The organism is Agrobacterium sp. O3.4 (assembly GCF_041414895.1).
Taxonomy (GTDB): Bacteria; Pseudomonadota; Alphaproteobacteria; order Rhizobiales; family Rhizobiaceae; genus Agrobacterium; species Agrobacterium cucumeris.
In genome coordinates this window covers 118138-142088 of record NZ_JALPZP010000008.1, presented here as the reverse complement: position 1 = coordinate 142088, position 23951 = coordinate 118138, and the positions used below count along the sequence as shown (strand labels likewise).

The 23951-nt window shown below is 57.2% G+C and carries 26 protein-coding genes; 16 read left to right on the top strand and 10 right to left on the bottom strand.

Annotation, left to right across the window (positions count from 1 at the left end; genetic code table 11):
• Positions 1 to 40 precede the first annotated feature (40 nt).
• Entirely contained in the window at positions 41 to 901 is an 861-nt protein-coding gene (locus M0412_RS24285) for a hypothetical protein (protein WP_269703704.1), read from the top strand.
• 15 nt (positions 902 to 916) lie between these two features.
• Here the strand turns inward: M0412_RS24285 and M0412_RS24280 are convergent, their stop codons facing one another.
• The 6 genes from M0412_RS24280 to M0412_RS24255 all read right to left on the bottom strand — a co-directional run bounded on the left by M0412_RS24280 (position 917) and on the right by M0412_RS24255 (position 6877).
• Positions 917 to 1231, bottom strand: coding sequence for a hypothetical protein (locus tag M0412_RS24280; RefSeq protein ID WP_269703702.1), 315 nt, complete (start codon positions 1229 to 1231; stop codon positions 917 to 919).
• A gap of 213 nt (positions 1232 to 1444) precedes the next feature.
• A complete protein-coding gene (locus M0412_RS24275) occupies positions 1445 to 2536 on the bottom strand; it encodes an IS5 family transposase (RefSeq protein ID WP_269703701.1) in 1092 nt (363 codons plus the stop codon).
• Between the two features lie 36 nt (positions 2537 to 2572).
• On the bottom strand, positions 2573 to 2995 hold the full coding sequence (locus M0412_RS24270; RefSeq protein ID WP_269703699.1) for a hypothetical protein: 423 nt from the start codon (positions 2993 to 2995) through the stop codon (positions 2573 to 2575).
• A gap of 53 nt (positions 2996 to 3048) precedes the next feature.
• Positions 3049 to 3330: a hypothetical protein gene (locus tag M0412_RS24265; RefSeq protein ID WP_269703697.1), complete on the bottom strand. Its 282-nt coding sequence runs from the start codon at positions 3328 to 3330 to the stop codon at positions 3049 to 3051.
• 162 nt (positions 3331 to 3492) lie between these two features.
• Positions 3493 to 5751, bottom strand: a complete 2259-nt coding sequence (locus M0412_RS24260; protein WP_269703695.1) for a S8 family peptidase — start codon at positions 5749 to 5751, stop codon at positions 3493 to 3495.
• A 1-nt stretch (position 5752) separates the two neighbouring features.
• Positions 5753 to 6877, bottom strand: a complete 1125-nt coding sequence (locus M0412_RS24255; RefSeq protein ID WP_269703693.1) for an ATP-binding protein — start codon at positions 6875 to 6877, stop codon at positions 5753 to 5755.
• 116 nt (positions 6878 to 6993) lie between these two features.
• Here M0412_RS24255 and M0412_RS24250 point away from each other — a divergent pair, with 116 nt between their 5' ends.
• From M0412_RS24250 to M0412_RS24240, 3 genes are read left to right on the top strand one after another with little or no spacing between them, the layout of a single operon-like run.
• Positions 6994 to 7218: a DUF2188 domain-containing protein gene (locus tag M0412_RS24250; RefSeq protein ID WP_112945516.1), complete on the top strand. Its 225-nt coding sequence runs from the start codon at positions 6994 to 6996 to the stop codon at positions 7216 to 7218.
• A 51-nt stretch (positions 7219 to 7269) separates the two neighbouring features.
• The gene (locus M0412_RS24245; RefSeq protein WP_269703689.1) at positions 7270 to 7530 is read left to right on the top strand and encodes a hypothetical protein; all 261 of its coding nucleotides are present in this window, start codon (positions 7270 to 7272) and stop codon (positions 7528 to 7530) included.
• A gap of 17 nt (positions 7531 to 7547) precedes the next feature.
• On the top strand, positions 7548 to 7805 hold the full coding sequence (locus M0412_RS24240) for a hypothetical protein (RefSeq protein ID WP_215567775.1): 258 nt from the start codon (positions 7548 to 7550) through the stop codon (positions 7803 to 7805).
• Between the two features lie 96 nt (positions 7806 to 7901).
• Here the strand turns inward: M0412_RS24240 and M0412_RS24235 are convergent, their stop codons facing one another.
• Entirely contained in the window at positions 7902 to 9026 is a 1125-nt protein-coding gene (locus M0412_RS24235) for an RHE_PE00001 family protein (RefSeq protein ID WP_371338339.1), read from the bottom strand.
• Between the two features lie 66 nt (positions 9027 to 9092).
• Here M0412_RS24235 and M0412_RS24230 point away from each other — a divergent pair, with 66 nt between their 5' ends.
• From M0412_RS24230 to M0412_RS24220, 3 genes are read left to right on the top strand one after another with little or no spacing between them, the layout of a single operon-like run.
• Entirely contained in the window at positions 9093 to 10742 is a 1650-nt protein-coding gene (locus tag M0412_RS24230) for a Mu transposase C-terminal domain-containing protein (RefSeq protein WP_269703682.1), read from the top strand.
• Positions 10743 to 10747: 5 nt separating this feature from the next.
• Positions 10748 to 11626, top strand: a complete 879-nt coding sequence (locus M0412_RS24225; RefSeq protein WP_269703680.1) for a TniB family NTP-binding protein — start codon at positions 10748 to 10750, stop codon at positions 11624 to 11626.
• Positions 11623 to 12678: a TniQ family protein gene (locus tag M0412_RS24220; RefSeq protein ID WP_077472604.1), complete on the top strand. Its 1056-nt coding sequence runs from the start codon at positions 11623 to 11625 to the stop codon at positions 12676 to 12678. Before M0412_RS24225 ends, M0412_RS24220 begins: the two co-directional genes overlap by 4 nt.
• 261 nt (positions 12679 to 12939) lie before the next feature.
• On the opposite strand, the gene M0412_RS24215 is transcribed toward M0412_RS24220, so the two are convergent.
• Complete coding sequence (locus M0412_RS24215; RefSeq protein ID WP_269703678.1) at positions 12940 to 14847, bottom strand: methyl-accepting chemotaxis protein; 1908 nt, start codon at positions 14845 to 14847, stop codon at positions 12940 to 12942.
• Positions 14848 to 15102: 255 nt separating this feature from the next.
• Between M0412_RS24215 and M0412_RS24210 the strand changes: the two genes are divergently transcribed.
• Entirely contained in the window at positions 15103 to 15612 is a 510-nt protein-coding gene (locus tag M0412_RS24210; protein ID WP_077472602.1) for a hypothetical protein, read from the top strand.
• Between the two features lie 309 nt (positions 15613 to 15921).
• On the opposite strand, the gene M0412_RS24205 is transcribed toward M0412_RS24210, so the two are convergent.
• Entirely contained in the window at positions 15922 to 16620 is a 699-nt protein-coding gene (locus tag M0412_RS24205) for an SMC-Scp complex subunit ScpB (RefSeq protein ID WP_077472601.1), read from the bottom strand.
• A 2-nt stretch (positions 16621 to 16622) separates the two neighbouring features.
• On the bottom strand, positions 16623 to 17576 hold the full coding sequence (locus tag M0412_RS24200) for a DUF1403 family protein (RefSeq protein WP_077472600.1): 954 nt from the start codon (positions 17574 to 17576) through the stop codon (positions 16623 to 16625).
• Between the two features lie 123 nt (positions 17577 to 17699).
• On the opposite strand from M0412_RS24200, the gene M0412_RS24195 reads away from it, so the two are divergent.
• The 8 genes from M0412_RS24195 (at position 17700) to M0412_RS24160 (ending at position 23542) form a co-directional block, all read left to right on the top strand.
• Positions 17700 to 18833 (top strand): site-specific integrase, encoded by a 1134-nt coding sequence (locus M0412_RS24195; protein ID WP_077472599.1) that lies wholly within the window; start codon positions 17700 to 17702, stop codon positions 18831 to 18833.
• A 350-nt stretch (positions 18834 to 19183) separates the two neighbouring features.
• Positions 19184 to 19474, top strand: coding sequence for a type II toxin-antitoxin system Phd/YefM family antitoxin (locus tag M0412_RS24190; RefSeq protein WP_142843345.1), 291 nt, complete (start codon positions 19184 to 19186; stop codon positions 19472 to 19474).
• Entirely contained in the window at positions 19471 to 19848 is a 378-nt protein-coding gene (locus M0412_RS24185; protein ID WP_142843344.1) for a type II toxin-antitoxin system VapC family toxin, read from the top strand. Before M0412_RS24190 ends, M0412_RS24185 begins: the two co-directional genes overlap by 4 nt.
• A 12-nt stretch (positions 19849 to 19860) precedes the next feature.
• Positions 19861 to 20109: a type II toxin-antitoxin system Phd/YefM family antitoxin gene (locus M0412_RS24180; RefSeq protein WP_142843343.1), complete on the top strand. Its 249-nt coding sequence runs from the start codon at positions 19861 to 19863 to the stop codon at positions 20107 to 20109.
• Between the two features lie 42 nt (positions 20110 to 20151).
• Positions 20152 to 20439 (top strand): hypothetical protein, encoded by a 288-nt coding sequence (locus tag M0412_RS24175; protein WP_142843342.1) that lies wholly within the window; start codon positions 20152 to 20154, stop codon positions 20437 to 20439.
• Positions 20439 to 21596: a site-specific integrase gene (locus M0412_RS24170; RefSeq protein ID WP_142913679.1), complete on the top strand. Its 1158-nt coding sequence runs from the start codon at positions 20439 to 20441 to the stop codon at positions 21594 to 21596. The genes M0412_RS24175 and M0412_RS24170 overlap by 1 nt, the downstream gene beginning before the upstream one ends.
• Positions 21597 to 21717: 121 nt before the next feature.
• Positions 21718 to 22848: an AAA family ATPase gene (locus M0412_RS24165; protein ID WP_142843341.1), complete on the top strand. Its 1131-nt coding sequence runs from the start codon at positions 21718 to 21720 to the stop codon at positions 22846 to 22848.
• Positions 22849 to 22852: 4 nt separating this feature from the next.
• Positions 22853 to 23542, top strand: coding sequence for an HNH endonuclease (locus tag M0412_RS24160; RefSeq protein ID WP_237681480.1), 690 nt, complete (start codon positions 22853 to 22855; stop codon positions 23540 to 23542).
• The last annotated feature ends 409 nt before the right edge of the window (positions 23543 to 23951 follow it).

Sequence of the window (23951 nt, the reverse complement as noted above, 5' to 3'; positions counted from 1 at the left end):
ATTCCACCGCATCTCGCCGAGCCTGAAATGGGAGGAGCTTATGGAGATTTACTGCAGGGGAACGGCTCAAATTAGGCATGGTGAAACTGGCGAAATCTACGAAATCGAAAGCGACGAGCTGGATTGGGACGCAGTCGGTGGTGATGAACGGCAGATGGGATCGGAAATCCACTATGAAGCTGTCATCGATCATCCGGAACTTGGAGAGCTAAGCTGGGGTCTGTGGGAGTATCCCATCGGTATCGAGAATTACCATATCACCAATGCAGGACCGCACGAGGTCATACGGGATTTCGATTATGGGCTGGAGCACGGTGAGCCGGAACCTGACGAATGGGTCGATTACTCTGTTCCGGATGATCCGCTCACAGTTTTCATGAGCTCCTACCATCATACAGGCGACCTGCTCGCGGACTATGGAGGCGACAGTGGCGGTCACTTGGTCAATCGGATGATCTTTTCGCATCAGATCACTGCGATGGAAGCCTATCTGGCCGACCGGCTGATAAATCAAGTCGAGCGCGACCCGGAGGCTTTCAGGCGGCTGCTTGGGCAAGACGAGGAGCTGGCGAAGGAGAAATTCACACTCGCCGAAATTTCGAGAGATCCGGCTCTGGTTGGTAAACGGGTCCGCAAATATCTCCGGTCGATTCAGTATCACAATCTCGCCAAAGTCGACGTTCTCTACAACATCGCGCTAGGGGTCCGCATCCTGAACCTGATCACAGACAAGCCACGCCTTTTCAAGGCGGTGCTGCTTCGACATGACTGTGTCCATCGCAATGGTTTTGACAAGGAAGGAACCGAACTGCGCATCTTTACCAAGGTATTCGTTCAGGAAACCGCCGATCTGATCAAAACCTTCATAGAGAATATAGAACGGTCCCTACGGGACGATTGAATGCCGCTAGATCAGCTAGGTCCGCATGAAACGCCGGAGTTTCTGGCGAAGAATTGGCAAAGTCATTGGCTCATCAAATCGAATCTCGACAAGTTGGACCGCATTTTGTTCACAGAGACTTCTCTTCAAGGCATCGCGCTCCATGTTCCGTTTCAGCGCCATTTCTCCTCCGAATGCAGCAATGGCTCTGTAGTGCTGCTCACCATGGTGTTCCAGAGCAAGGCCGATGGCGGGCAGATACACGTCTAATCGTTGGCGCCCCAGCCATGGGGGCGACGCCTCCCTTAGGATAACTTGGTCGGGAAATAGCTTTTTCAGCAGACTGTACATTTCCGCCTCCCTCACCCATCGGCTAAGACCAAGAGTGTACTGGACTTCGGAACGCGCAGTGGGCTTGTCCATTCCAGGCATCAACATCAGCTGGACACCTCGATTTACCCCGATTTCCTGCATTGACGGGGTGATCTGAGCCTACCGCCGCTCTCGGTGGTGATATTTGAACTGTCTGTATTGGCATTCCCGCCCCTTGCGGGGTGGCCGTCGTCATGCGGCGGCATGGCGACCTTCGTGGAAGACGTATCGGAGCATGTTGTAGGCGATATTGGCCATGCCAATCTTCACCTTGGCCCTTCCAATCCCGATGGTCCTGATGAAGAGCTTCATCTTATCCTTCTGCCTTGCAAAGACATGCTCGACAGCGGACCTGATCTTGGATCGTCGCCCGTTGGCCCGCGACGTCGTTTCCGGCATTGGCTTGCCCTTCGGCTTTCGCTGATGAATGTCCGACTTCAGGCCATTCCTTACCAGCCACTCCTCGTTCGTCTTGGATCGGTAGGCGCTGTCGGCCCAGACCGTTGAGGCGCTATTGTCCTTGGTCACGACATTCCGGAGTTGGGCACCGTCATGGGCGCTCGCACTTGTCACCGTCCATCCCCGTATGAAGCCATGTGCCCGGTCGATGCCCGCGTGATTTTTGTAACCAAACATCGGAATGGCGATGTCATGGGTCTTCGTTGGCGCTGATGTCGGCGTTTCCCTCGGCTGCTTCGCCTTGGAATACTTCACCGTCCAACGCGCATCGCGATCCTTCTGGGCAAGCTTGGCGGGCTTCTCCTTCCAGTCCTGCGGTATCTCACCGGCTTTGATCGCGTCTTTCTCTTCCTGATTATTGCGCTGCCTCGGAGCCTGGATGATTGTCGCATCGACGATCTGCCCGCCCTTGGCCAGATACCCGGACCGCGACAGATGTTTGTCGAAGCGAGCGAACAGATTATCGATGGCACCGGCTCGCACGAGACTTTCGCGAAACAGCCAGATCGTCTTGGCGTCCGGCACCTTGTCGGAAAGGCCGAGCCCCAGGAACCGCATAAACGAAAGCCGGTCCTGGATGACGAACTCGGCCTGGTCGTCGGAGAGATTATAGAGCGCCTGGAGCACCAGGATCTTGAACATCAGCACCGCCGGAAACGGCGGACGCCCGCCTTTTGATCCATCCGATCGCTTCAGCGCCTTGGCCAGCGGCTTCGCGAACACAGGCCACGGGATGATGGCATTCAGCTTCTCGAGCGGATCGCCCACGGCGCTCAGCCGTTCATAACGCTCGTCCAGATCAAAGAAACCAGGCTGCCCCCGCATCATCTGCTCCCGCCAAATCGCGCATGTCGGATTGAATCACGATTTGCCGAAAAGGGGGAGGTTTTTAGAGGGGTCCAGCTGATCGATATACGGCGCGATAAACTCCCCAATATCATCACCGTAGAGATCAGCAGCAGCCTCCGGTCCCGAGCGACGGGCGATACACAGGTGGCATATTTCGTCGATGTAGGTCGCATCCGACAACAATCGAACAACCTGATAGGTCCATGCGCCTGAATGAGACGCAATCCGCATAGCCTCTGATATCATTTTGCCATGGGCCGGGCGTGCGCATGAACAGAAACAACGCTCCCCGGTAATCAAATGGTCAAATGCAACAAACTCAAAGCCCTCGATCCCGAACTCATAGCCTTGCGTACGCGGCCCAGGTCGAGGGTTCGCGACCAGCGGCTGCTCAAGGGGGATCGCCTCCATCATTTTCTTGGTTTCAAGAAACATGCTGGGCGGAATCGTCACGTGGTTCAGACGCAGGATGTGGTTTGTTTGCGTTTTTAGCTGCTTCGACCAAAGTCGATGGACATCAGCCCCGCAGGGCCATAATTTATGGGACTGAGTTGCAAACCCTGCGTGTCAATCTCAACGACGTCAACCATGGTCTCTTTGGTTGTGGAAAAGGCCAGCTCGACATACCAGGTTTCGTATCCGATGTCCGCAAGCCGCGCCAAGGATGCACAGCGCTCCTTGAAATACATCGAGTGAAGCTTCACCGAGGGGATCTTCCGGAGCTCTAAAGTTGCTTGCTGCCGAAGATTTTCGACGAGAATTTGTGTCATCAGCTGTTCGACGGCATCTACCGGCCTCACTCCCACGGTAGCGGTCCTGAGAGCCAACGCTTCGCCAAATTCTCTCTCGGAAAAACCGAAGGAAAGCCGGCCACTCCTCACGTAACTGCCTCGATTGCAGGGGTAATTGCAGATTCGGAAGACGTCGACCTTCTAAATCTCATTCGAGACCTCGATGTCTTGGTTCAAGACCGCGCTTTCAACGAAGTTTCCAAGCGCACGAGCTGTCGAGTCATAGATCGACTTCTCTCCATCAGCGCTCGAAAGCGTGAGTACGAAAGCCACTTCTTGCGGCCCAGCCTGACTGTGATGCGTCCACCCAAATTGGTAGAGGTCGCGCATGTAAACGCGCGCATATAGCCGCATATGCGACCCGGAAAAGCCTAGCCCACTGCTTTTGGTAAAATCCCGGCAATGCCTTCTGATCGGTTGCCATTTTCGCAGCTCTTCACGAGCGTCGTTCTCCGGCAGTGTCGATTCCTTCATTGAACCAAGAAGGGAGGGCCATTTCTTTGGCCCAGTAGGGTACATCAAAGATGTCTCCAACCGAGAGGCGAAATAATTCGCGCCGCCGAACGGCGAAACGAGGGGTCGCAGCACGGCGGTCAGGCTGGCGCGCCCAAACAACTTTCCATCTCGCACCAGCTCGGGAGGGATGGGAATATCGTTCCAGTAGTATGCGGTTCCCGGCTCGAGTTGTGCCCGCCACGCAAGCGTGACGCTGCCAGGCGCGCAGGTCCAAGGAAGGTGCCCTTGATACGGCGTTCCCCAACCGAGGTTGGGATCGTGCTCGCTGCGTTCCGCTGAATTGATGAGGAGAGCCTTAACCAGATCCGGCGTTGGTTCACGTAAGCTATCGAAAGTGTGGGCTGCCAAAGACGATACCAACGGCGTTGCGTAACTGCTTCCCGTATCGACAACTCCACCCAGCATCCTGAGATTTGAAAACCACGATAAGTCCGGTTTCATCATCCCATCGGGGCCAGGACCGGGCAGGCAGGCAGGGCAACGGTCGCCCGGCGTTCCATCTGGGAGCGCCTGACGGCCACCGACAACAATTGCCGCTTCACAATCAGCTGGCGGGTTGGGTCGAGAATTATTGTCCGGGCTGACATTTCCAACGGAGATCACAGGGAGAAAGCCCGCCGATCTCGCCAGGAGGCTGATTTCGTGCCCAAGAACGCTCACTTCTGAGGGGTCTAAGCCGATGCCATCTTGATTGGCGGAAATATTCCAGACGCGTGCCTCTGGATAAAGACGTGCAACCTCCGTCAGGTAGTCAACCAACTCACGCTCATCGAAACGACGGTTTGCGTTCTTATGGGGGACCGCCTGAACCGATCCAATGCGGCAGTTCAGCTCCGGCAACAATCGATTATTATTCCAGGCGTGGCCATGGACAACGAGTGAGCTGATACAGTTGCCATGAAGCTTATCAGCTTGGGCATTCGTCACGAAAGGCGTTGCCTTGAAGGCTTCAGCTGCGCTGTAACTTTTCGCATGCAGTCCCCCGTCCACGACAACGACGACGGGTGCGTTTTGATCGATTACCGGCGCAGGAGGCTCAGCTCCTTCGCCAGGGGCCGCCACTCTGATGGGCCGCACAGGATCGATTCGATAGGAAGCACCGGAGGCGATTAGCTGCCGCAATCCTTCTTTGTTCGGAATACGAACCGTGGCTCGGCCGACGCCGGTGTTTCGGTAATCCCGCATGGCCCTTGCTATGCTGGATTGTCGCGGCGTCGTTAAAGCGCGCGGTTCTTCCGCTTGCTCTGATGTGCCTAGCGTCAACCGTACACTCGTGAAAGTCGGCAATACCAACCTCTCATTGGCAAAGCCCTGAATACGCTCCAGGACCTCTACCTTGGCATCACGATCACGAAAAGGAGCAAGCCAGACCACGAACAAACGTCCATCGTCATCCTCCGGCGCGGAATTCCAGAGCTCATTGACTGACCGGCCGCGCAATCGACTTTTCGCATCAAATCGCTCCAGTGACGAAACTCGCGATATGTCTGCTTGCACCGCATAGCCGACCGGACGTTGGATCGCGTCGAGAAGGCGAGGCAACTGTTTGATGTCGGCCTCGATCAAATAACCGCTTGGAAGGGGTGCAACCAGCCTGCAGCCGTGACGCTGGGAGAAGAGGTCGTCTGGTGTGTGTGTCGGAGCGAGGGAATCTTCGGTAAACATACGAACTACGAGGTGAGTTAGCCCCGAATATGTCGGCAACTCCGCGCGGTGCTCATAGATATCGCGTGTTTCGCTCGCAAGAACTTCCTGCTGTCGGCCGAGGCGCTCCGTGACGATACTTTCAATGCCCTTGCCGCGCCCTGTAGGACTCCGGAGCGCCGGGTCCATTTGAAGGCTCAAAACAGGATAGAGAAGGGGCTGGTCTCGAACTTCCGCCATGCTATGCCTCCCCATCCTGTTGCTTCAAATATGCATAAATGGCTTGCCGTGACACACCAAGGATGCGGGCGGTATCCGCGCCCGCAATACCGTGTTTCTCCTTCAATGCTATCGCCACCTGCCGCTTTTGCTCGGCGTCCAATGGCTGCCGTTGGACAGGGGCGGTCCGCCCTGAGCTGGGCTCTAACAGAGCCGCAATGACGGCTCCAAAATCGATGTCACGCGAATCATGGACCGCATGACGCCGTGCTGACAAGCTCATCGTTTCGATATCGGCCCCCGATAGTCCTTCGGACACTGTAGCAAACAGTTCGGCGCGACCATCTTCATCTTTATCCTCAAAGAGAAAATGCCGCCAAAGATCGGCACGGACGCTTTCCTCCGGAAGCCCAAGATCTATCTTGTAGGGGAATCTTCTCCAGATCGCAGGATCGAGAAGGTGAGCATGATTTGTTGCAGCAACCACGATCGAACTCGGGTCCAGCCCATCAAGCGCTTGAATGACGGTATTGACCACACGCTTGAGCTCGCCCAGCTCGTGTCGATCATCCCGCAATTTTGCAACAGCATCCATTTCATCAAGAAATAGAACAGCGTTCCGCGCCGGTACGAAATCAAAAACCGAGCGAATATTTTTTGCCGTATCGCCGAGCAGCGAGGATATCACGGAGTCGAGCCGGACGACGTAGAGGGGTCGTGACAACTGTGCAGCGATGTGCCCGGCAAGAAGAGACTTACCTGTTCCGGGCGGGCCGGAGAGCAGAAGCCCTAGTCGCGACGCCAATCCTTTGGCACTCAAGTCATCAATGCGACGGGCATCCGCGATGAAATCGCTGAACACGCGCCAACCGCTTTCATTTAGGAAAATAGGTGTATCGGGCCAAGTCTGCTCTTCGACAAGCGGCAACCGGGATTTCGAGTCGACAGGCAGGGACTCCATGTAACCGGACGCCTTCAAAGGCACCCCCCTCTTCCGAACCAGCGCCTTGAGTTCCTTGGCAATGGAGGTCTCACCATTCTTGTCGAGGTCTCGCGCGAGCGCATTCGCGGCTCTGCGTACGCGCGTGTAGTCAGCGGATAACGCCGCATCGGCTAACTCCAGCACATTTTTCATCTCAATGGTCATGATCACTCCATGCGTAAAATATATACCCCAGTCCGTAAACCACATTAGCCATATTGACAATTAAATTTTAATTAATGTAAAGTCGATTGGCACTCAAGAAAAAGGAATCTGATGCAATGACAAAGAAAAATCAGCATGTGGTTCCCCACAACGGCGAATGGGCCGTGCGGGGCGCTGGAAATGAGCGAGTGACCTCCACGCATGGAACGCAGGCCGACGCGGCTGCTGCTGCTCGCAAGATTGCGATCAACCAGCAGAGCGAAGTGGTCATCCACCGTCCCAACGGTCAAATCCGGGACAAGGATTCCTACGGTCGCGACCCGTTCCCGCCACGTGGTTAAAACCTGAGGCCGCCTGGAGTGAGGCGGCCTCTTCATCAAAGGAGAGAAGAAATGCAGTTTGAAGGCGCATTAGTTCGCGAGCAGGGCGTCACATTCGCCGTCGTCATTGTTAAGCCGCACGTTCTCAACAGCGGCCCTCAAGCCGATGAGGTTGCTTATAGCTTCCAGCCAGCATTCCCCGGCGTGCCGATTGTTCTCATGGCGCAAAACAGCCGGGGCGTCCCGACATATCGTGGTCGACGTGATCTCGTTAATTTTCTGTCGCGGGTGCCTATGCAGGCGATACCCTGGAAGCGCTACACCCTGAACTGATCGGGAAGACTACCTAGATGCTCAAGACCGATACCCGTCAGGCAAACTGGCGACGAGCCAATCCGACAAAGTATGAGGCTCACCTCATCGTGCAGCGTGCCTTAAAGGTGGGCGAACTGAGGAAGAACACGTGTGAGGTCTGCGGCAACGCAGCCGTCGATGCCCATCACGATCAATATGATGAGCCTTTGAAAGTCCGGTGGCTATGTCGTCGCCATCACACGAGGCTTCACCATTACGGCGAGGACCTGTTTCCCATCCGGACTTCGTGTTAGCGCTCATCAGAGAGGTGCGCAGAAGAAAACGTGAGCCTACGAAGCCAGGGCTACGGGAAAACAGCGTCACAGACGGCGGCAGAAGAACTTATCCGACTAGATAATCCCCCATGCCCGAAACCTCCCCCTCCCCGTCATCTCCCGCAACCCCAGCTCCATAACAATTCTGCGCGCCGCCTGCGGCGTCACCTCGAGCGTCTTCGCCACCATTTTTGCCGACACCAATGGTTTGGCCATCACCAACTCAACCAGCTCCGGCAGTTTTGAAGACGTCCGGCGCCCGTCCAGCTTTCGCTCCATCAGTGTTCGAGCCAGCGCCAGGCGATCATGTTCCTTCATCCCGATCTCGGCGGCCGCAATCAGCCCGTCGGCAATGGCCAGCAGCCGAACCTCTCGACTGCGATGCCGGCGCCGATCAACCGGGATGGTTTTCAGGCCGAGATTTATCGCCACCAGGTGAGCGCCCGTGGCAATGCCACCCTGGCGCAGGATCGAGGCTGCGAGGTGCCGGCCGAGCCAAGGCGCGTGCTGCAGAACCTCGATCGTGTTCCAGGCATCGAGGGCGACCACGGCCTGCAGCACCGGCGGCAGATTTTCGGCCTGGCGCAGCACGGTGCGCCATTCCTCCAGCCGCGCGTCCTCGTCCCAGTCGAGATCATAGACAAGTGGGTCACGATCCCGCACCCGACTTGTTGGCGCGGCCGCGCTCTTCAACACGGCTTCCGAGCGCGCCAACACCGCATCGATGGCGGCCAGCTCGGCGTCGAGGACGCTGGCGTCGTCGCTGTCCTCGCCCTCCCCGGCTTCCGTCGCATCAACAGGCACCGCGGCGTCTTTGCTCTCGGTGGCGCTGTCATCCAGAGATGCTGCAGGCCACGCCTGCCCCGCCAAAACGTTGTGCCTGCGCAGGCTGCGGAGGCCGTCGGGGCTGAGCGCCCAGCCGGGCGGCTGCGCGGCGATACGCCGGCGGGTACGCAGGACGTCGCGGGCGATGGTCAGTTCGTGGGTCGGGGTGCGGATGTCGCGAGTGGCGTCGTGGAGAACGAGATCCTCGAGATGGACGAGCTCGCCGTCGATCCACAGCGAGGCGCAGGCGTCGGCGAAGTCTTGCCTCTCGAGGAAGCCAGCGCCGGCGGGCGAGCGAGAAATCCGCTCGTCGAGACGGGTGAGCGCAATGCCGGTGTCGCTTTTACTTTGGAATTTCAAACGGCAAAACGTCATACGTTTGTTAGAGTTAGCGCGCAAAAATAGCCCAGATTTTCGCTAACGACTTCGACGGGGCAGCGCATGCCAAAGCCACTTCAAAATCGTGGAGCCGGCCCTTTTCCTTCCGAGGAAGACTGGTTGAAGGCGCGGAGAACCGCCCGCGAACTCGATCGTGTCTTGGATGCTGGACGAGCCAAGAAAGACGCGATTGCCAGGGCAGCGGCTGAACTTCAGCTAACATCCCGACAAATCTATAATCTCCTTGCCCGGTATCGGGTTGAGCGAACGATAACAGCATTATTGCCTCGGCTGCCTTCCGAGCGGCGCAAGCGGCTATCGGAGAAGGCAGAGGAGATCATCCAAACAACATTGCGCGAGCAGTGGATGACACTTGAAGCGCCGCCTCTTGCGCCGGTTGTTGCCGAGATCCGCGCCCGATGTCAGGAAGCCGGCGTCGTTATCCCTTCCTACGTCACGATTTCCCGGCGAATCCCGTCATTATTCTCCGTGGAAGAGATCGCCAAAAAACGGTCGGCCAATCCTAAGCATCTCATGCGGCTCAAGCCGCGGCCGGGTTATATCCACGCACCGCACCCGCTTGATGTCTGCCAGATCGACCATACTCCGACCGACATAAATTTCGTGGAGGTGGTCAACAACGGCGGCGTATTCATCGGTCGACCGTATCTGACGATCGTCATCGATGTTGCGACCCGCGCCATTCTTGGCTTCTGCCTTACCCTAGAAAAGCCCTCTGTCTTGTCTGTTGCGCTTTGTCTGGCACACGCGATCTGCCGGAAAGACGAATGGCTTACCGCTCGGTCGATACACCATGCATGGCCAATGTTCGGCCGTCCGAAGCTTCTGCTCACCGACTCGGCCAAGGAATTCAAGGGAAATGCTTTTCAGCATGGTTGCGACGACTACGGGATTCGTATTCGCCATCGCGACCGCGGTAGAGTTCATCAAGGCGGCGTTGTCGAGCGGCTTTTGGGCAAGCTCAATGGGGTGCTGTCCACATATCCCGGTTCGTCAGGAAGTTCTGTGGCCGATCGCGACGAATATCCGTCACATCAGCGCGCTTGCCTGAGCTTCTCTGAATTGGAACGCTGCCTGGCGTTGGCAATCCTTGATCATAATAGACAGGAGAATTCCAAAACGCTGAAAGTGCCGGCCGCAGAATGGCTACGCGGTAGCGGGGGGTCGCCCGAACACGAGGACGAGCCGCAACGAGTACTTCTGTCATTCCTGCCCAGCGCTGGCCGACAACTTTCACCACAGGGATTGAGCATGTTCGCATTGCATTACTATTGCTCCTGGCTCGGGTCTTTCGTTCCAGAACGCGACCGGCTCGGTAAGCTTGAGGTTCGATACGATCCCCGTGATATCAGCCATATCTATGTTCGTGATCCAGATACCCGATCGTTTCGACCCGTCGGACGCCGCGATGGCCGCATTGAACCGGTGACCTTGTGGGAGCATGATGCGGAACGCGCTCAATTGCGCGCTATCAACCAGCGCTCAAGCATAGAAAAAGTGGCTCTACGCCGTGAGATATCTGCCATCGCTGATGCTGCCAAGCTCTCCAAACGGGAGCGTCGGGACGCGGTTCGTAGAGCGCATGCCACGGCAGCTAAAAAGCCCTACGCCTCAATCGCTCCAGGCGAAGCACCGGCCAACCGGGCTCACCCCAAGAGACAGAAGAATCGTCTGCCGGTGGAAGACTGGTAAGCGGCATGTCTGATCATTTATTTGACCACGTACGTCCCATTCTCGACCTCGGAGATGACGAACGCGTAGCCTATATGCGGGCGCCGAGGTGGATTGGCCATCAAATCGCGAAGGACACCCAACAACGACTGGCTGACTTGCTGGCCCGACCTGTGTCACTGCGGACCCAAGGGCTAATGCTCATAGGCCCCTATGCAAATGGGAAGACCATGATCGCGGAGCGGTTCGCGGTGGAGCACCTTCGGGCATCGCCGAACCAACGAGTTTGGATTGTTCAGACACGTGAAGGAGCAGGACTTGGCCATTTCTATGGCAGTATTCTTCAGGCGTTTCATGCGCCTGGTGGCGATATATGGAATGTTAGCCGGAAGGCGGAGCAGTTGGATCACCTGCTGGAGAGCATCAAACCCAGGGTGTTGATATTTGACGAGTTCCACAATGCTCTACGGGGACGGTCCCGCGACGTCGAAGGGGTGTTTGCCTTTCTCCGCCGGATCGGCCGGCAGTATGATATCTCGCCTGTCCTCATCGGCGAAGTCGCCATCTACGATTTTGTCAACGCGACTAGCGAGATGGCAACTCGCTTTGACCTCGTTGCAATCCCGAGGTGGCAATATGACGAAAGCTACCTGACCCTCCTCGACAGCCTCGAAGCGGCTTTGCCTCTCGCGAAGGCCTCCGATCTATCGGATGAAACATTGGCTCAACGAATTTTCAGCCTATCGGAAGGTTTGATCGGAGAGATTGTCTCCGTTGTGACCAAAGCTGCCGTGGGGGCGCTTCGTTCTGGAGCGGAACGCATTACCAAAACCGGTATCGATGAGCTTGGCTACACCCCCATTTCGCATCGGCGCAATGCGGCGTTGCGCAGGTGTTTGATATGACCCGCATAGAAATCGACGCACCACTCATCGACATCCAAGAGCGCTACCTGGATACAATTTCCACACGGTGGCCCATCACTTTCATGCCACAGCCAGACGAGCTATTGTCGAGCTGGCTACACAGGCTTGCCTATGCCAACGGTGTACCAGGGCGCTCTTTCGCCCGAGTACTGGGGCTCACACCTGGAATGTGGTCCGCCAGGCTTGATCTAAAGCTTTCCATCACCTTGGCAAAACAGCTGCAGACGTATGCGGATATCACACCTGAACAGCTAACCGCTATGACACTGCCGGACAATCAAACAAGGCAGCTTTTTTTACCCCTCCGAAACCTTCACCGACGGCAGGGGTCGACATGGCTACAATTCTGCCCGCGATGCCTGGCTACTGATGCGCACCCATACTTTCGGCGAGAGTGGCGGCTGGCAACACGACTTACCTGCGAAAAGCATAGCAACAGGTTGCGAGATCGATGCACCTCCTGCAATCAGCCCGTGGCAGCCTTTGATCAGAGCGAACTCAAACCGCACCACTATTGTGCCCGGTGTGGTCACGACTTCCGTCGTGCCTCGACCATCTACCTATGCCCGGCGGTGATAAAGCTTGACCAATGCATCCATGAAATCTTTGGCAGCGGTTTCATTGCCGGATCCCCGATCGACAATCTGCTCGTCCGGCGGTTAATGGACATCCCTCAATTGACCGGCGTCCATCAGCGAAAGTTGTTGACTGGTTTGTCCGCGTCATTTCGTGCACGATGCTACGAGCAACTTGTATGCCACCCATACGAAGACGGCACAGTCAGGCGGCATGTTCATGGGGTTGGTCGGGCTCTCGGATCGCCAATCGCGAAAGATGGTGGCAATAATGTCCTAATCCGACTGCTCACGGATGCGCTCGCCCGTCAACCGGGGCGGTCGGCGGTTGGCGGTAGCCGACCATTTGTCGATCTTTCGCACTTCCTTGCAACCGCTCAGCAAATGAGACGGGTTTCGGTGACGTCGCCGTTGTGCAGGAGAGATGCAACCGCGATCGTCCGTTGCCAATGTTGAAAATTCACTTCAAAGCCTGTGCCTCGGGAGCATCTTTGAAACGGGCGATGGAATCGATCTCGGCAATTTTCTGGAATTCACGAAGATATTCCAGATGATCTTTTTGAAATCAACGGCTGAACATTGTCAGGAATTTTGGCGACGTACTCGCGCGCGAACGAGATGTAGACGTCGAGCTTGAAGCCTTCCGCCTAACCGTTTCGACAAGATTAGGCGGAAGCTGCGTCAATAGAGTGGGGATACAGGTATCAGTTCAGATTTTTAAAACTCTTCCCAGCTATCGACCTTCGCAGCGGTGTTGCCACGCACGGCGTTAGAAACGCGTGCCATCAGACGTCTTGCCGGAGACGGCGCAGACGCTCTATCCATTTCTCTGCGAGGACCGGTGGCTGCATGGGTTGAACCAATCTCGAAACTGGCGATCAGTTGGAATAGTGCCTCCGCTTCCCTGGCCAGCGAATGGCTTGCCGCCGTCGATTCCTCGACCATGGCGGCATTCTGCTGAGTGCCCTGGTCCATGGTGTTGACGGCAGTGTTGATTTCCCGCAGTCCCGTCGCCTGCTCCTTAGCGCCTTCGACAATCGCCGTGACATTGGTGCTGACACCCTGAACTTGCGCGACGATCTGTTCCAGAGCTTTGCCGGTTTCCGTCACCAGTTCGACGCCATTCTTGACCTGTACTCCCGATTTGCCAATCAGCGCCTTGATCTCTTTTGCAGCTTTTGCAGAACGCTGCGCGAGTTCGCGCACTTCCTGTGCAACGACGGCAAAGCCTTTGCCCGCCTCGCCCGCCCTGGCGGCTTCTACGCCGGCATTCAGTGCAAGTAGATTGGTCTGGAAGGCGATCTCGTCGATGACACCGATGATGTTGGAAATCTCATTCGACGAAGTCTCGATCTCGTGCATCGCGGTGACAGCTCTGCTGACCACCGCACCTGAGTGCTCCGCCGATTGGCGCGTCTGCTGGACCATGTTGCCGGCCTCTTCGGCACGCCTGCTTGAGTCGGTGACCGTCGTCGTGATCTGCTCCAGTGCCGCTGCTGTTTGCTCGACCGATGCTGCCTGTTGTTCCGTCCGCTTCGAGAGATCGTCGGCCGCCGCACGGATCTGATTGGACCCGGCTGCAATTGCCTGGGCATTCTGGCCGACGCGCCGCATGGCGTCTTCGAGCTTTGCGACGGCATCATTGAAGTCGAGACGGACCTGATCAAGCCGGTCTGCAAAGGTTTCGGTAATCCTGTAGTTCAACTTGCCTTCAGAGAGACGGCCTAGCGCACTGCCGATGCTATCGACTGCAAAGCGAACTTCCGACGCCTCCTGTGCCTGCAGGCGTTCACGGTCAGCACGCTCCTGCTCGGAAAGCGAACGGTTGGCTGCGGCTTCCTGTTCAAGCCGAACCCTATCACGTGCGTTATCGCGGAAAACACCGACCGTGGACGCCATGGTACCAATTTCGTCAGAGCGTCCTTCGCCATAAATGGTGACGTCGAGATTGCCCTTTGCTAGGGCGTCCATCGCGCCAGTAATGGCGTTTACAGGACGGATAACGCCGGCAATGACAGTCCAGATCGAAAAGGTGGAAACGGCGGCAGCCATTGCTATCAGCGCTATCATCAAGGTTGTCAGCATAGACTTCAGGGCATTGCCTTCCGCCAGCTTTTCCTTGGCAACACGGATCTGTACCTCGACTAGCTTGGCTATATCTCCACCCAGAGGATCGATTGCCGGATAAAGTTCTTTGTCTGCGAAGCTGGCGAGCGCAGAAGCATCTTTCGACGTGAGGATACCGAGAAGCTTTTGGACGTGGACGTCTGCCTTCCGGCGCGCTTCTTCGAAGTGATCGGCAAGCTCCTTTTCTTCACTTGTCAGGGTGGTACCTGTGTACGCCTTCCAATGATCGTTCACATCAGTCAGTGCGGACTGAACATTCGCTGTCCCCTGCATCGGCGACAGGACCCCGGAACGGGTCTTGTGAACGGTATCGACAATGTTGACCGCATAGCGATCACCGATGATTTTCAAATGTTCCATCGGTTCGACGCGATCAACCACGATGGAGTCAGCAATTTTCGCTTCTTCTTCCATCGCGTAGAAGGAAAAGGCAGCAATCATCATAATTGTAGCGGTGAGCACCGAGATGCAGGCAAGCAGTTTCACACGGATAGTCATTACATCCTCAACCAGGCAATAGAGACGCACGTCTCTGGATAATTCGGCAACTGTTCGGGGCTGTCTGGCAGAATGATGCTTCGCTGAGGATCCCCATCCTCAACTCGCCGAGGATTGGACAATCATGGGCGCACCCGTTAAATCTAGGGTCAATCTGTTTATGAATTATAAATAACTTGATAGAATAGCCTAAAAATTAGCCATCGCGAGTAAATATCCGCCATTCAAGTTAAAGTTGAAGCCGAAAGATGAGCTATGCGCAAACATGCCGGACTAGCATTATTGGGTTTGAGCATAGCCACCACGGCCATAGCGGCGGACGGAGCAAAAGCACCAGGAGTGTCGGTCAATCCCAACGAGCCGGCTTGCCTGAAGGTGCCTGCGGCCGATATGGAGCAGTTCGTTGGCGCTCCGGCACGTGTCCGGGAAACGAACAACGGTCTTTGTTCCTGGGAGGGCAGCAGATCGGGTACTTATGTAAAGGTCATGTATTTCAAGGGCGAAAGCCTTGGTATCCCCGCTGGAGCGGAGCGGGCTTATTTCGATCAGGGTATCGAAATCATGAAGGCCGAAAACAAGCCGGGGGAACTCGTGGAGATTCCTGCGTTAGGAGATAGTGCCTGGGGGTTGAAGATCACCGAAAATCCTATGAATTTTTACTCGGTGTACACGTTCAAGGGCAAAGACAGCATCACCATCATGTCCAATGGCGTCGGTTACGACGCGACCGTCAAGATTGCGCAGCTTGCGGCGTCGCGTATGTGAGATCTCTTTATTCGACTATCGGTCGGTTGATGGCGGTGGAACTCTGTATTAATACTGACGGCGCCGATCAAGCTGCGTCACGAAACAACGTGGCGATCAGAATGTTGTGGACGGGTTTGCCCGTAGACTAGGGATAACCGGCGGCAAGCCGCAACCGACCAATTGCCTACATGTCACAGTCATCTGGACAGCTTAACAACACAACAGTGTGTTACCGACACCACGTCACCCATGACAGCTCAGCTCCGAACGGATGCTCTCAGTGTCAAGTTAAGTGCAGCGGAGAATTAAGTATCTACAGCCGGCTTGTTAATCGTCATCGTCACCGTAGCCAATATCGGCTTTTGCATCATTACCAGCCTTTGCCACAGTTCGCCTGCTCAGAAGCCCTGCATCCTCCAGTGCCTCGATATTTGGAAGATCACGAAGAGTTTCAAATCCGAATACGGACAAAAACAGTTTTGTTGTTACATATGTATACGGCGCACCGGGTGTCGGGCTCCTAGGCCCCGAAACGATAAAGCCGGCATCCCGCAGCCCGGCGATCGTGTCACGGCTAATCTCTCTGCCAAAAATCTCCGACAGCTCTGCCCGGGTGGCGGGTTGAAAGTATCCGATGGCAGTCACGACCATCGCCTCGGTTTCAGAAAGCGACGCCGCTATGGACTGTGTCGGGGCGGTCGAGACGCGGATAGTCTCGGCGAACCGCGGTCGGGTGCGGTGCTGCCATCCGCCAGCCACCGACACCAGCTCGTAGGGACGGTCCTGCAACTCCTCGACAAGATCGTCAATCACCAGGTCGATGCTGCAGTCTGAACCAACCACCCGCGCAAGAAACTCACGGCTCACCGGCTCAGTTGAGGCAAAAATAACCGCTTCAACCCGCAGCATCCACTCCCGCCAGCGCAGCTCAGGCGGCAGATCCTCCAACTCGCGATCATACAGGACGTCTTGCTGCCGATTTCGTGATGGTCGCCTTACGGATTTGGCTGCTGGAGACTTGCTCATTGTCACAACCCAAATATTCGGAATGACGGACGACCTGATAGCTCGTGGACCGCGTCAAAACTCTCCAATCGATCGAACAGACGAGTGGCTGCCCAGCGTGACAGATGACTACCCGGCGCAGATGCCGAAACAGCGTCCTCGCTGAGGAGCTTTTGAATAACCGCATTGGCCCCCTTGGTCCGCACCTTCGGCGCTGCAGCTATCAACCGTGCCGCGCGGCGATCAATGTCGGTACCCGAACGTAACGCCGCCTCCACGCCCGCGACCACTGCCAGGCAGATCGCCCTCGAATAAGCAGGCTCGCCCGGCCGCACACGTCCTCTACCGCCGATCGTGCGGAATGCAGGCCCAAAACGCTCGGGCAGCAGCAGCGGCACAGGTTTGGGCCATTTCAGTTTTTGCGCCAACACCATATCGGCGAGACCCAACGCCAGAACTTCCGCATCGGCACGGGCGGTGCAAATTGTTGCTATCAGATCCGCCGCGACGAAAGGCGGCGCGCGTGCGGACTGGATCGCGAAATCGACCTCATCCGGGATCGAAGCAAGGGCGTCATCCCATCGAAGCTGCAAAAGATCGGCAAGTTCCTTCACGACAAGTGACCCAATCGGGCCGGAACGGCGCACAAGCAATCGTGTGGCGAGAAATATCTTTCCGGCAGGACCTGGATCGTCACCTGCACCAGTGAGCAATACCGCATCGCGAATGGCACTTTCTTCCTCAGCGCGACCAACCATTTTTGCCGCAACCTCAGCCGATTTCAGGGCGAGGCGGTCGCGCCAGCAGCCGAGCCATGGCAGGTCTGCTCGGATCAAATCATCTATTGATTTCAGAGCGATACCGGCAGCAAAGGCAGCGCTTGCTTCATCCGTTTCCCGACGGCGGGCCAGCGCCCAACCGGGCAGGCTGGGCAACCAAACATGAGGGGTCGATAGTGCGGGCGTCGGAAAATCCATGCAGGGATCATAACCGGACTGTGCGGTTTAGGCCAGATAATTGATTTAAAACGCACAGCATGTCGGCATAATATTATGTCCGATAATCTTGCATTATCGGACGTCTTGCTCTTTATATAGAGAATGGCCCAAATCATCGAGCAGAACACCGAAATTGACGTCGAGGAGACCTCAGCGCCGTCTCTCAGCACAGCCTCGGGCGGCGATGTTTCCGCGCCAGAGGTGTCAGGTGAAAGTCCCCTCCCCTCCCTCGCTGCTCAGGATCAGACGCCCGCCCATCTTGCAAGCCTTGCTGATCGCGCCCGGGGTTATGTTGAAGCGGCCAGTTCCGCAAATACGCGCAAGGCTTATGCCTCCGACTGGAAGCATTTTGCTGCTTGGTGCCGGCGGTCCAATCTTGCTCCGCTCCCTCCGAATCCACAAACCGTCGGGCTATACATCACAGCCTGTGCTTCCGGCACGGTTGACCGAAGCACCAAGGCCAACTCTGTCTCGACCATTGAGCGACGCCTCTCCTCCCTCAGTTGGAACTATGCCCAGCGCGGTCTCTCGCTCGATCGCAAAGACAGGCATATCGCAACCGTAATGGCCGGCATACGCAACAGCCACGCCAAGCCACCTGTCCAAAAGGAAGCGGTCATGGCTGAGGATATCATAGCCATGGTCGAGACGCTCGATCGCGGCTCCCTGCGCGGCCTGCGCGATCGGGCAATGTTGCTCATCGGCTTTGCTGGCGGCCTTCGGCGCTCCGAGATCGTCGGCCTCGACCTGAAGGCCGACCAGACTGAGGACGGTCGCGGTTGGATCGAGATCCTCGACAAGGGCATGCTTATTACGCTGCGCGGCAAAACCGGATGGCGAGAAGTCGAGGTCGGTCGCGGCTCGGCCGATACGACCTGCCCGGTCGCCGCAATCGAGACCTGGATCAAGTTCGCCAAGCTGGCTCATGGCCCTCTGTTTCGCCGTGTGACAGGGCAAGGGAAGGCAGTCGGGTCAGAGCGGCTGAACGACAAGGAAGTCGCTCGGCTTGTGAAAAGGTCCGCGATGGCCGCAGGCGTTCGAGGGGATCTCAGCGAACTTGAACGCGCCTTCAAGTTTTCAGGCCATTCCCTTCGCGCGGGCTTGGCCTCTTCCGCTGAAGTCGACGAGCGTTACGTCCAGAAACAGCTCGGTCATGCGTCGGCAGAGATGACCCGCAGATATCAGCGGCGGCGGGATCGCTTCCGCGTGAATCTGACCAAGGCATCAGGGCTTTAGGTGAGCCCTCCCCTACTCCGGAGTGAAATCGTAAGGGGATATTTCGGTGCCGAATTTCTCGCTTAGCGCTTCGATTGAAATCGGAAGCTAAAAGCCACAGCCGGCGTCGAAAGCCGGCTGCATCAGGGCACTCATGCTGATTTTCGTGAGATCGTAAGCCATTGAATTTATGGTAAATGATTTGCTAAAGGAACTCTATTTAAATATTACGGTTCGCCACATGGTATGATTATCGGTTGGCATTCTAACCATCGATAAGTAACCCTTATCAAAAGTGATGCGTACAGCCTGCTTGTACGCCTTGCCAATTGAGCTATAATAGCGGTCATCTCAGCTTTCGGAGGCCGTCCATGCCGCAGTCGACCTACAAGATCAGCGAGGCGCGCAAGAATTTCGCCGAGGTGCTCGAACGCGCCAATCAGGGCGAGGAAATCATCATCATGCGCGGCAACGAAATCTATGCCCGGATCGGCCCCGCCGATGGCGGCAAGCGACCGTTTGGCCTGTTGCGTCATCGCCAACTTCCCGACGACCTGTTCGACGACGTCGATGCCGAACAGGCGGCGATCGACGCCGGCGACTTCACCGAAGAAACCGGCATCTGGCAGGGCGAGTCCAGCGATCCTAAGAACCGCTCATGAAAGTGCTGCTCGACAGCCATGCCGTCTACTGGTGGACGATCGGCAGCGATCGGCTCTCGGCGACCGCCCGTTCGCTGATCGAGGACAAGGCCAACACGATCCTCGTCAGCGCCGTCTCCTTCTACGAACTCGACAACAAGATGCGGCTGAAGAAGCTCGACCTGAAACCGCAGGAACTGCGCGCCGCGGTGACCGCCAGCGGCCTGCAGACTCTTGCCATCAGCGATCTGCATGCCGAACTCGCCGCTGCCTTCGATTGGGAGCATCGCGACCCCTGGGACCGGATTCTGGCGGCCCAGGCGCGGCTCGAGCATTGCGCTTTCGTCTCCACCGATCTGGTATTCGATGCAGTGCTGCACGAACGTGTCTGGTAGAGGACGTTGAACATGAAACTCCTGGTTGAGATTGACGAGGCCTCGGCACGGCTCGAGGAATTGATTGACCTGGCGGCAGGTCAGGATGAGATCCTGATCTGCCGCCACAGGCGGCCGATTGCTGCGCTGACATCGATTGCCGCCGGGGAAGGGACGATGGACGAGGTCCTGAGGCTGGCTGCCGAGGGACGCGCCACCGTGCCCGCTGATGCGACCTCCAACCACGATGATCTCCATGACGACCACGGCCTGCCCCGATGAACGTCGTCAATCGCTGCACTCACGGACGAGGAAGAGGGTGCCATGGATGACCGGGTGAGATTTGCGCTCGAAAAGCTCCTGAACGTCGCCCACGAGGACACCGGCCAAGGCCGGCGCGTCGCCAACTTCCTGCTTGCCTGGTGGAACGCCGACGTGCATGGCGGTTTCGATCTCACCGATCTTGCCAATGTCGATCCGCACATTGGTGCGGACATGGCGACGATCTTCACCTTTCTCGCCCGCGAGGAGGACATCGTCTACCCGTATGACTACCGGAGCGAGATCGAGCAGATCATCGCGCGGTGGCGGCCACAGAAGGAGCAGGCCTAATGGTCGCGCGGCCGGGTCAGCCGGCGGTGCCGCCGGCGGTCGAGCGCCGCGCAGAACAGCTCGATACGATCGCCGCGGTGCTGCCGATCGACCGGCGCGACAAGCTCGCCGAGTTATTGACCGACCAGGATGTCGAGACACTGCGGCATCTCGTCAACGAAGGCATGGGCGAAAACACGCTGCGCGCGCTGACCTCCGATCTTGCCTATCTGGAAGCCTGGTCGTTAGCCGCAACCGGATCTCCCCTGCCCTGGCCGGCGCCGGAGGCGCTGCTGCTGAAATTCGTGGTGCATCATCTTTGGAATCCGCGCCAGCGCGAGACCGATCCCGAGCACGGCATGCCGGCCGACGTCGAGCACGCGTTGCGGGATGGCGGCTTCCTCAGGTCCACCGGCCCGCATGCGCCGGACACGGTGCGGCGGCGGCTCGCGAACTGGTCGACGCTAACGAGATGGCGCGGCGCTCAAGGTGCTTTCGCCTCCCCTGCCCTGAAGTCGGCCGTTCGCCTCGCCGTCCGTGCCGTGCCGCGACAACGCCTTCGTAAGAGCGCCAAGGCGGTGACCGGCGACGTGCTGGCGAAGCTGCTGGCAACCTGCGGCGAACACAGTCTCCGCGATCTGCGCGATCGGGCGATCCTCATGGTCGCCTTCGCATCCGGCGGTCGTCGCCGCAGCGAAGTCGCCGGCCTCCGAAGAGAACAATTGACGATCGAAGCCCCGGTTGAGGCTGAGGATGGAAGCCTCCTCCCCTCTTTGTCGATTCACCTCGGTCGGACCAAGACCTCCGGCGCCGATCAGGACGAAGTCGTCTATTTGACCGGCCGACCGGTAGTCGCCCTGAACGCCTGGCTGGCGGCCGGCAAAATCGAAAGTGGCAGCGTGTTTCGGGCGATCGACCGCTGGGGCAATGTCAGCCGCCGGGCGCTCGATCCGAAGGCCGTCAACGACATCGTCAAGCAGCGGGTAAGGATGGCCGGGCTGGAGCCGGCGGAGTTTTCGGCGCACGGGCTGCGATCCGGGTACCTCACGGAGGCTGCGAACCGAGGCATTCCCCTACCCGAAGCGATGGAGCAGTCGCGGCATCGATCGGTCCAGCAGGCGTCGAGCTACTATAACAGTGCGGTACGGCGAAGTGGCAAGGCCGCCCGGATGCTCTGAAGACCGCGCTGGACGAAATTGAAGAGGATGGCGGATAGGGTATTCATCGGAGGGCTTGATTCGGATCCTCTACGTAGCGTAGCCCTTCCTCACACTCGAAACGTGCCGTCCAGGACATCAAATGGCCTCCTCAAACTTGCAACGGCTTGGACTGGCGAACCAAAGGCCCGTCGCTGAGAAGGTTGCCATCCTCGTCGGACCCAACGGCTCCGGCAAAAGCCGCTTTCTTCGCGAACTCGCGATCCAGATCCGTGGTGATCGGGATCTGGCAATCATTTCCAACACCGCCCATGATCGCTTTTCCGGCTTGCGTGGATTGAAGCGCATCACGGCCGGCAGAGGCAGCAGGTCTCCAAAGAGCATCGTCAAGCGCGCGATCGGAAGGACCATCGACCAACCGGACTCACGATTTTACCAGATCGGCGCGATCCTCGAATACTGCGGTTATCGGCCACGGTTCGGGTTCCTCGTCGATTCGGACCCGTACACGGCATATCTAGACCCAGCAGATTTCCTGTTCGATCCAAACGACTACGACGCAGTCGTCGCATTCTTGCGTCGGCATAACCCTGCCGAAATTCTCTGGATTCACCAAGGGGAATCGGCGTTGTCGTTTTCATTGGGTCGAGAATTCGGAGCTATCCTCCGAAGCGAGGATAGCCTTCGACGGCTTGGACGCATTCGCGGAATCCAGGTCTTTCTCGAAAGGCACGATGGCGAAGTCATTGAGCTACTGAATGCCAGTTCGGGTGAACTCGCACTGATTTCCTCCCTCGTGTTCTTGATCAGCTCCATCGGCCAGGAACCGGTTATCCTGATTGACGAGCCAGAGAACAGCCTACATCCCCGCTGGCAGCGGGAGTATCTCGAGAAGATCGTCGCGGCAGTCTTTTACCGCAACGCCACGATCGTCGTCGCGACCCACGCGCCTTTGATCGTCGTTGGTGCTCTTGGAGCCTTGCCCGATATTGTCTCTGTGTTTCAAGTTCAAGATGGCGAACCGTCCGTACTCGATCTGCAGGAGGCCAAGGACTCAGCAGCGAACGTGGAAGGCGTCCTTTGGCGCGCTTTTGATGTGATCACGCCAGCAAGCCATTTCGTGAGCGAGGAGATGGTAGGTGTCGTTGCGCGGGTAGAACGCGGTGAAATTACCCGCGACAGCGCGATTGCGCTCGTCAACGATATGGCGATCAAGAGCTTCGACGAAAAACAGCGGAAGTTTTTCAAAGCGGTTGAAGACTTGATGGAGTAGGTCGATGCACAGCGGCGCGGGGACAACAAGAGCGATGGTTGACCGCTATTTGCCGGCGCTTGACGATTTTCAGCTGAGTGTGGAGGAAGCTGCGGCGGTCGGGAAGGCCTTGGAAATAGAGAAGCCCTGGGACTGGAAGTCCGAGGACCAGAACGAACTGCAGGCGCTCAAAAGCGCGAAGGACAAGATCCTCGCCTATCACCTCGCGCGCCATGGCGGAAATTGCTGTTATTGCCGCCTGAACCTAAATGGTGCGGGCCCGTACATGACCGATCGCGAGCACATCCTTCCCAAGGGAAAGCCGGTCTACAAACCATTCAGCTATGCGATCTGGAATCTCGCGGCCGCGTGCAAGCGGTGCAACATGCAGTTCAAGCGTAGCGGAGACGGCTTTGTCGTAGACGCGGACGATTCAACCAAGTTTCAAGACAGCAATAACTATCGCTTTGTGCACCCAAATTTCGACGCCTACAGCGAGCACCTGATACGGCTCGAAGCGCAGGTTGACACCAAGAACATCGTTGTGTTCGTGAAGACGGCCGGGAGTGAGAAGGCAATCTACACCCATGACTTCTTCGCCTTGCATGAACTGCAGGTCGATAGTTTCGACAAAGCGCAGGGTCTTGAAGGGGAAAGCCCCGAGACGGACCTTGCTGCCAAGGTTCGTAGGCTTGCCAAGCAATTCGATCAGTAGCGGAATTTGGGTTGCATGGACCGCTTCACGTGGCTGGCTTTTCGCGGAAGTACGTGATCCGCGGATCATGAGATAAGAAACTCTCTTTCCAGAATCACGTTCGAAAAACGATTGTTTTTCAGTTGTTTAAGGCTGTGGTCAGCTGACCACTAAAAAAGATGCCCTCGGCGCCCTGTGCCCTGAGGGGCACGGCTGTGAGGCTGACTTCTTCAGGAAGCATCATCACCGCCCCCCATACCGCTGTCATCGCTGAAGGCGAAAGGGGCGCCATCGTCGCCTGGCAAGGGCAGATGGATCTACGAAACCTTTCAACAGCGGCGCCCTATTGGAGCGGCGCAGCCATCCCTGAACTCGGCCCAAGAGGTCGCGGACAGCCGCATGCGTTCCACCGCCGATCTCCGGCCAGATC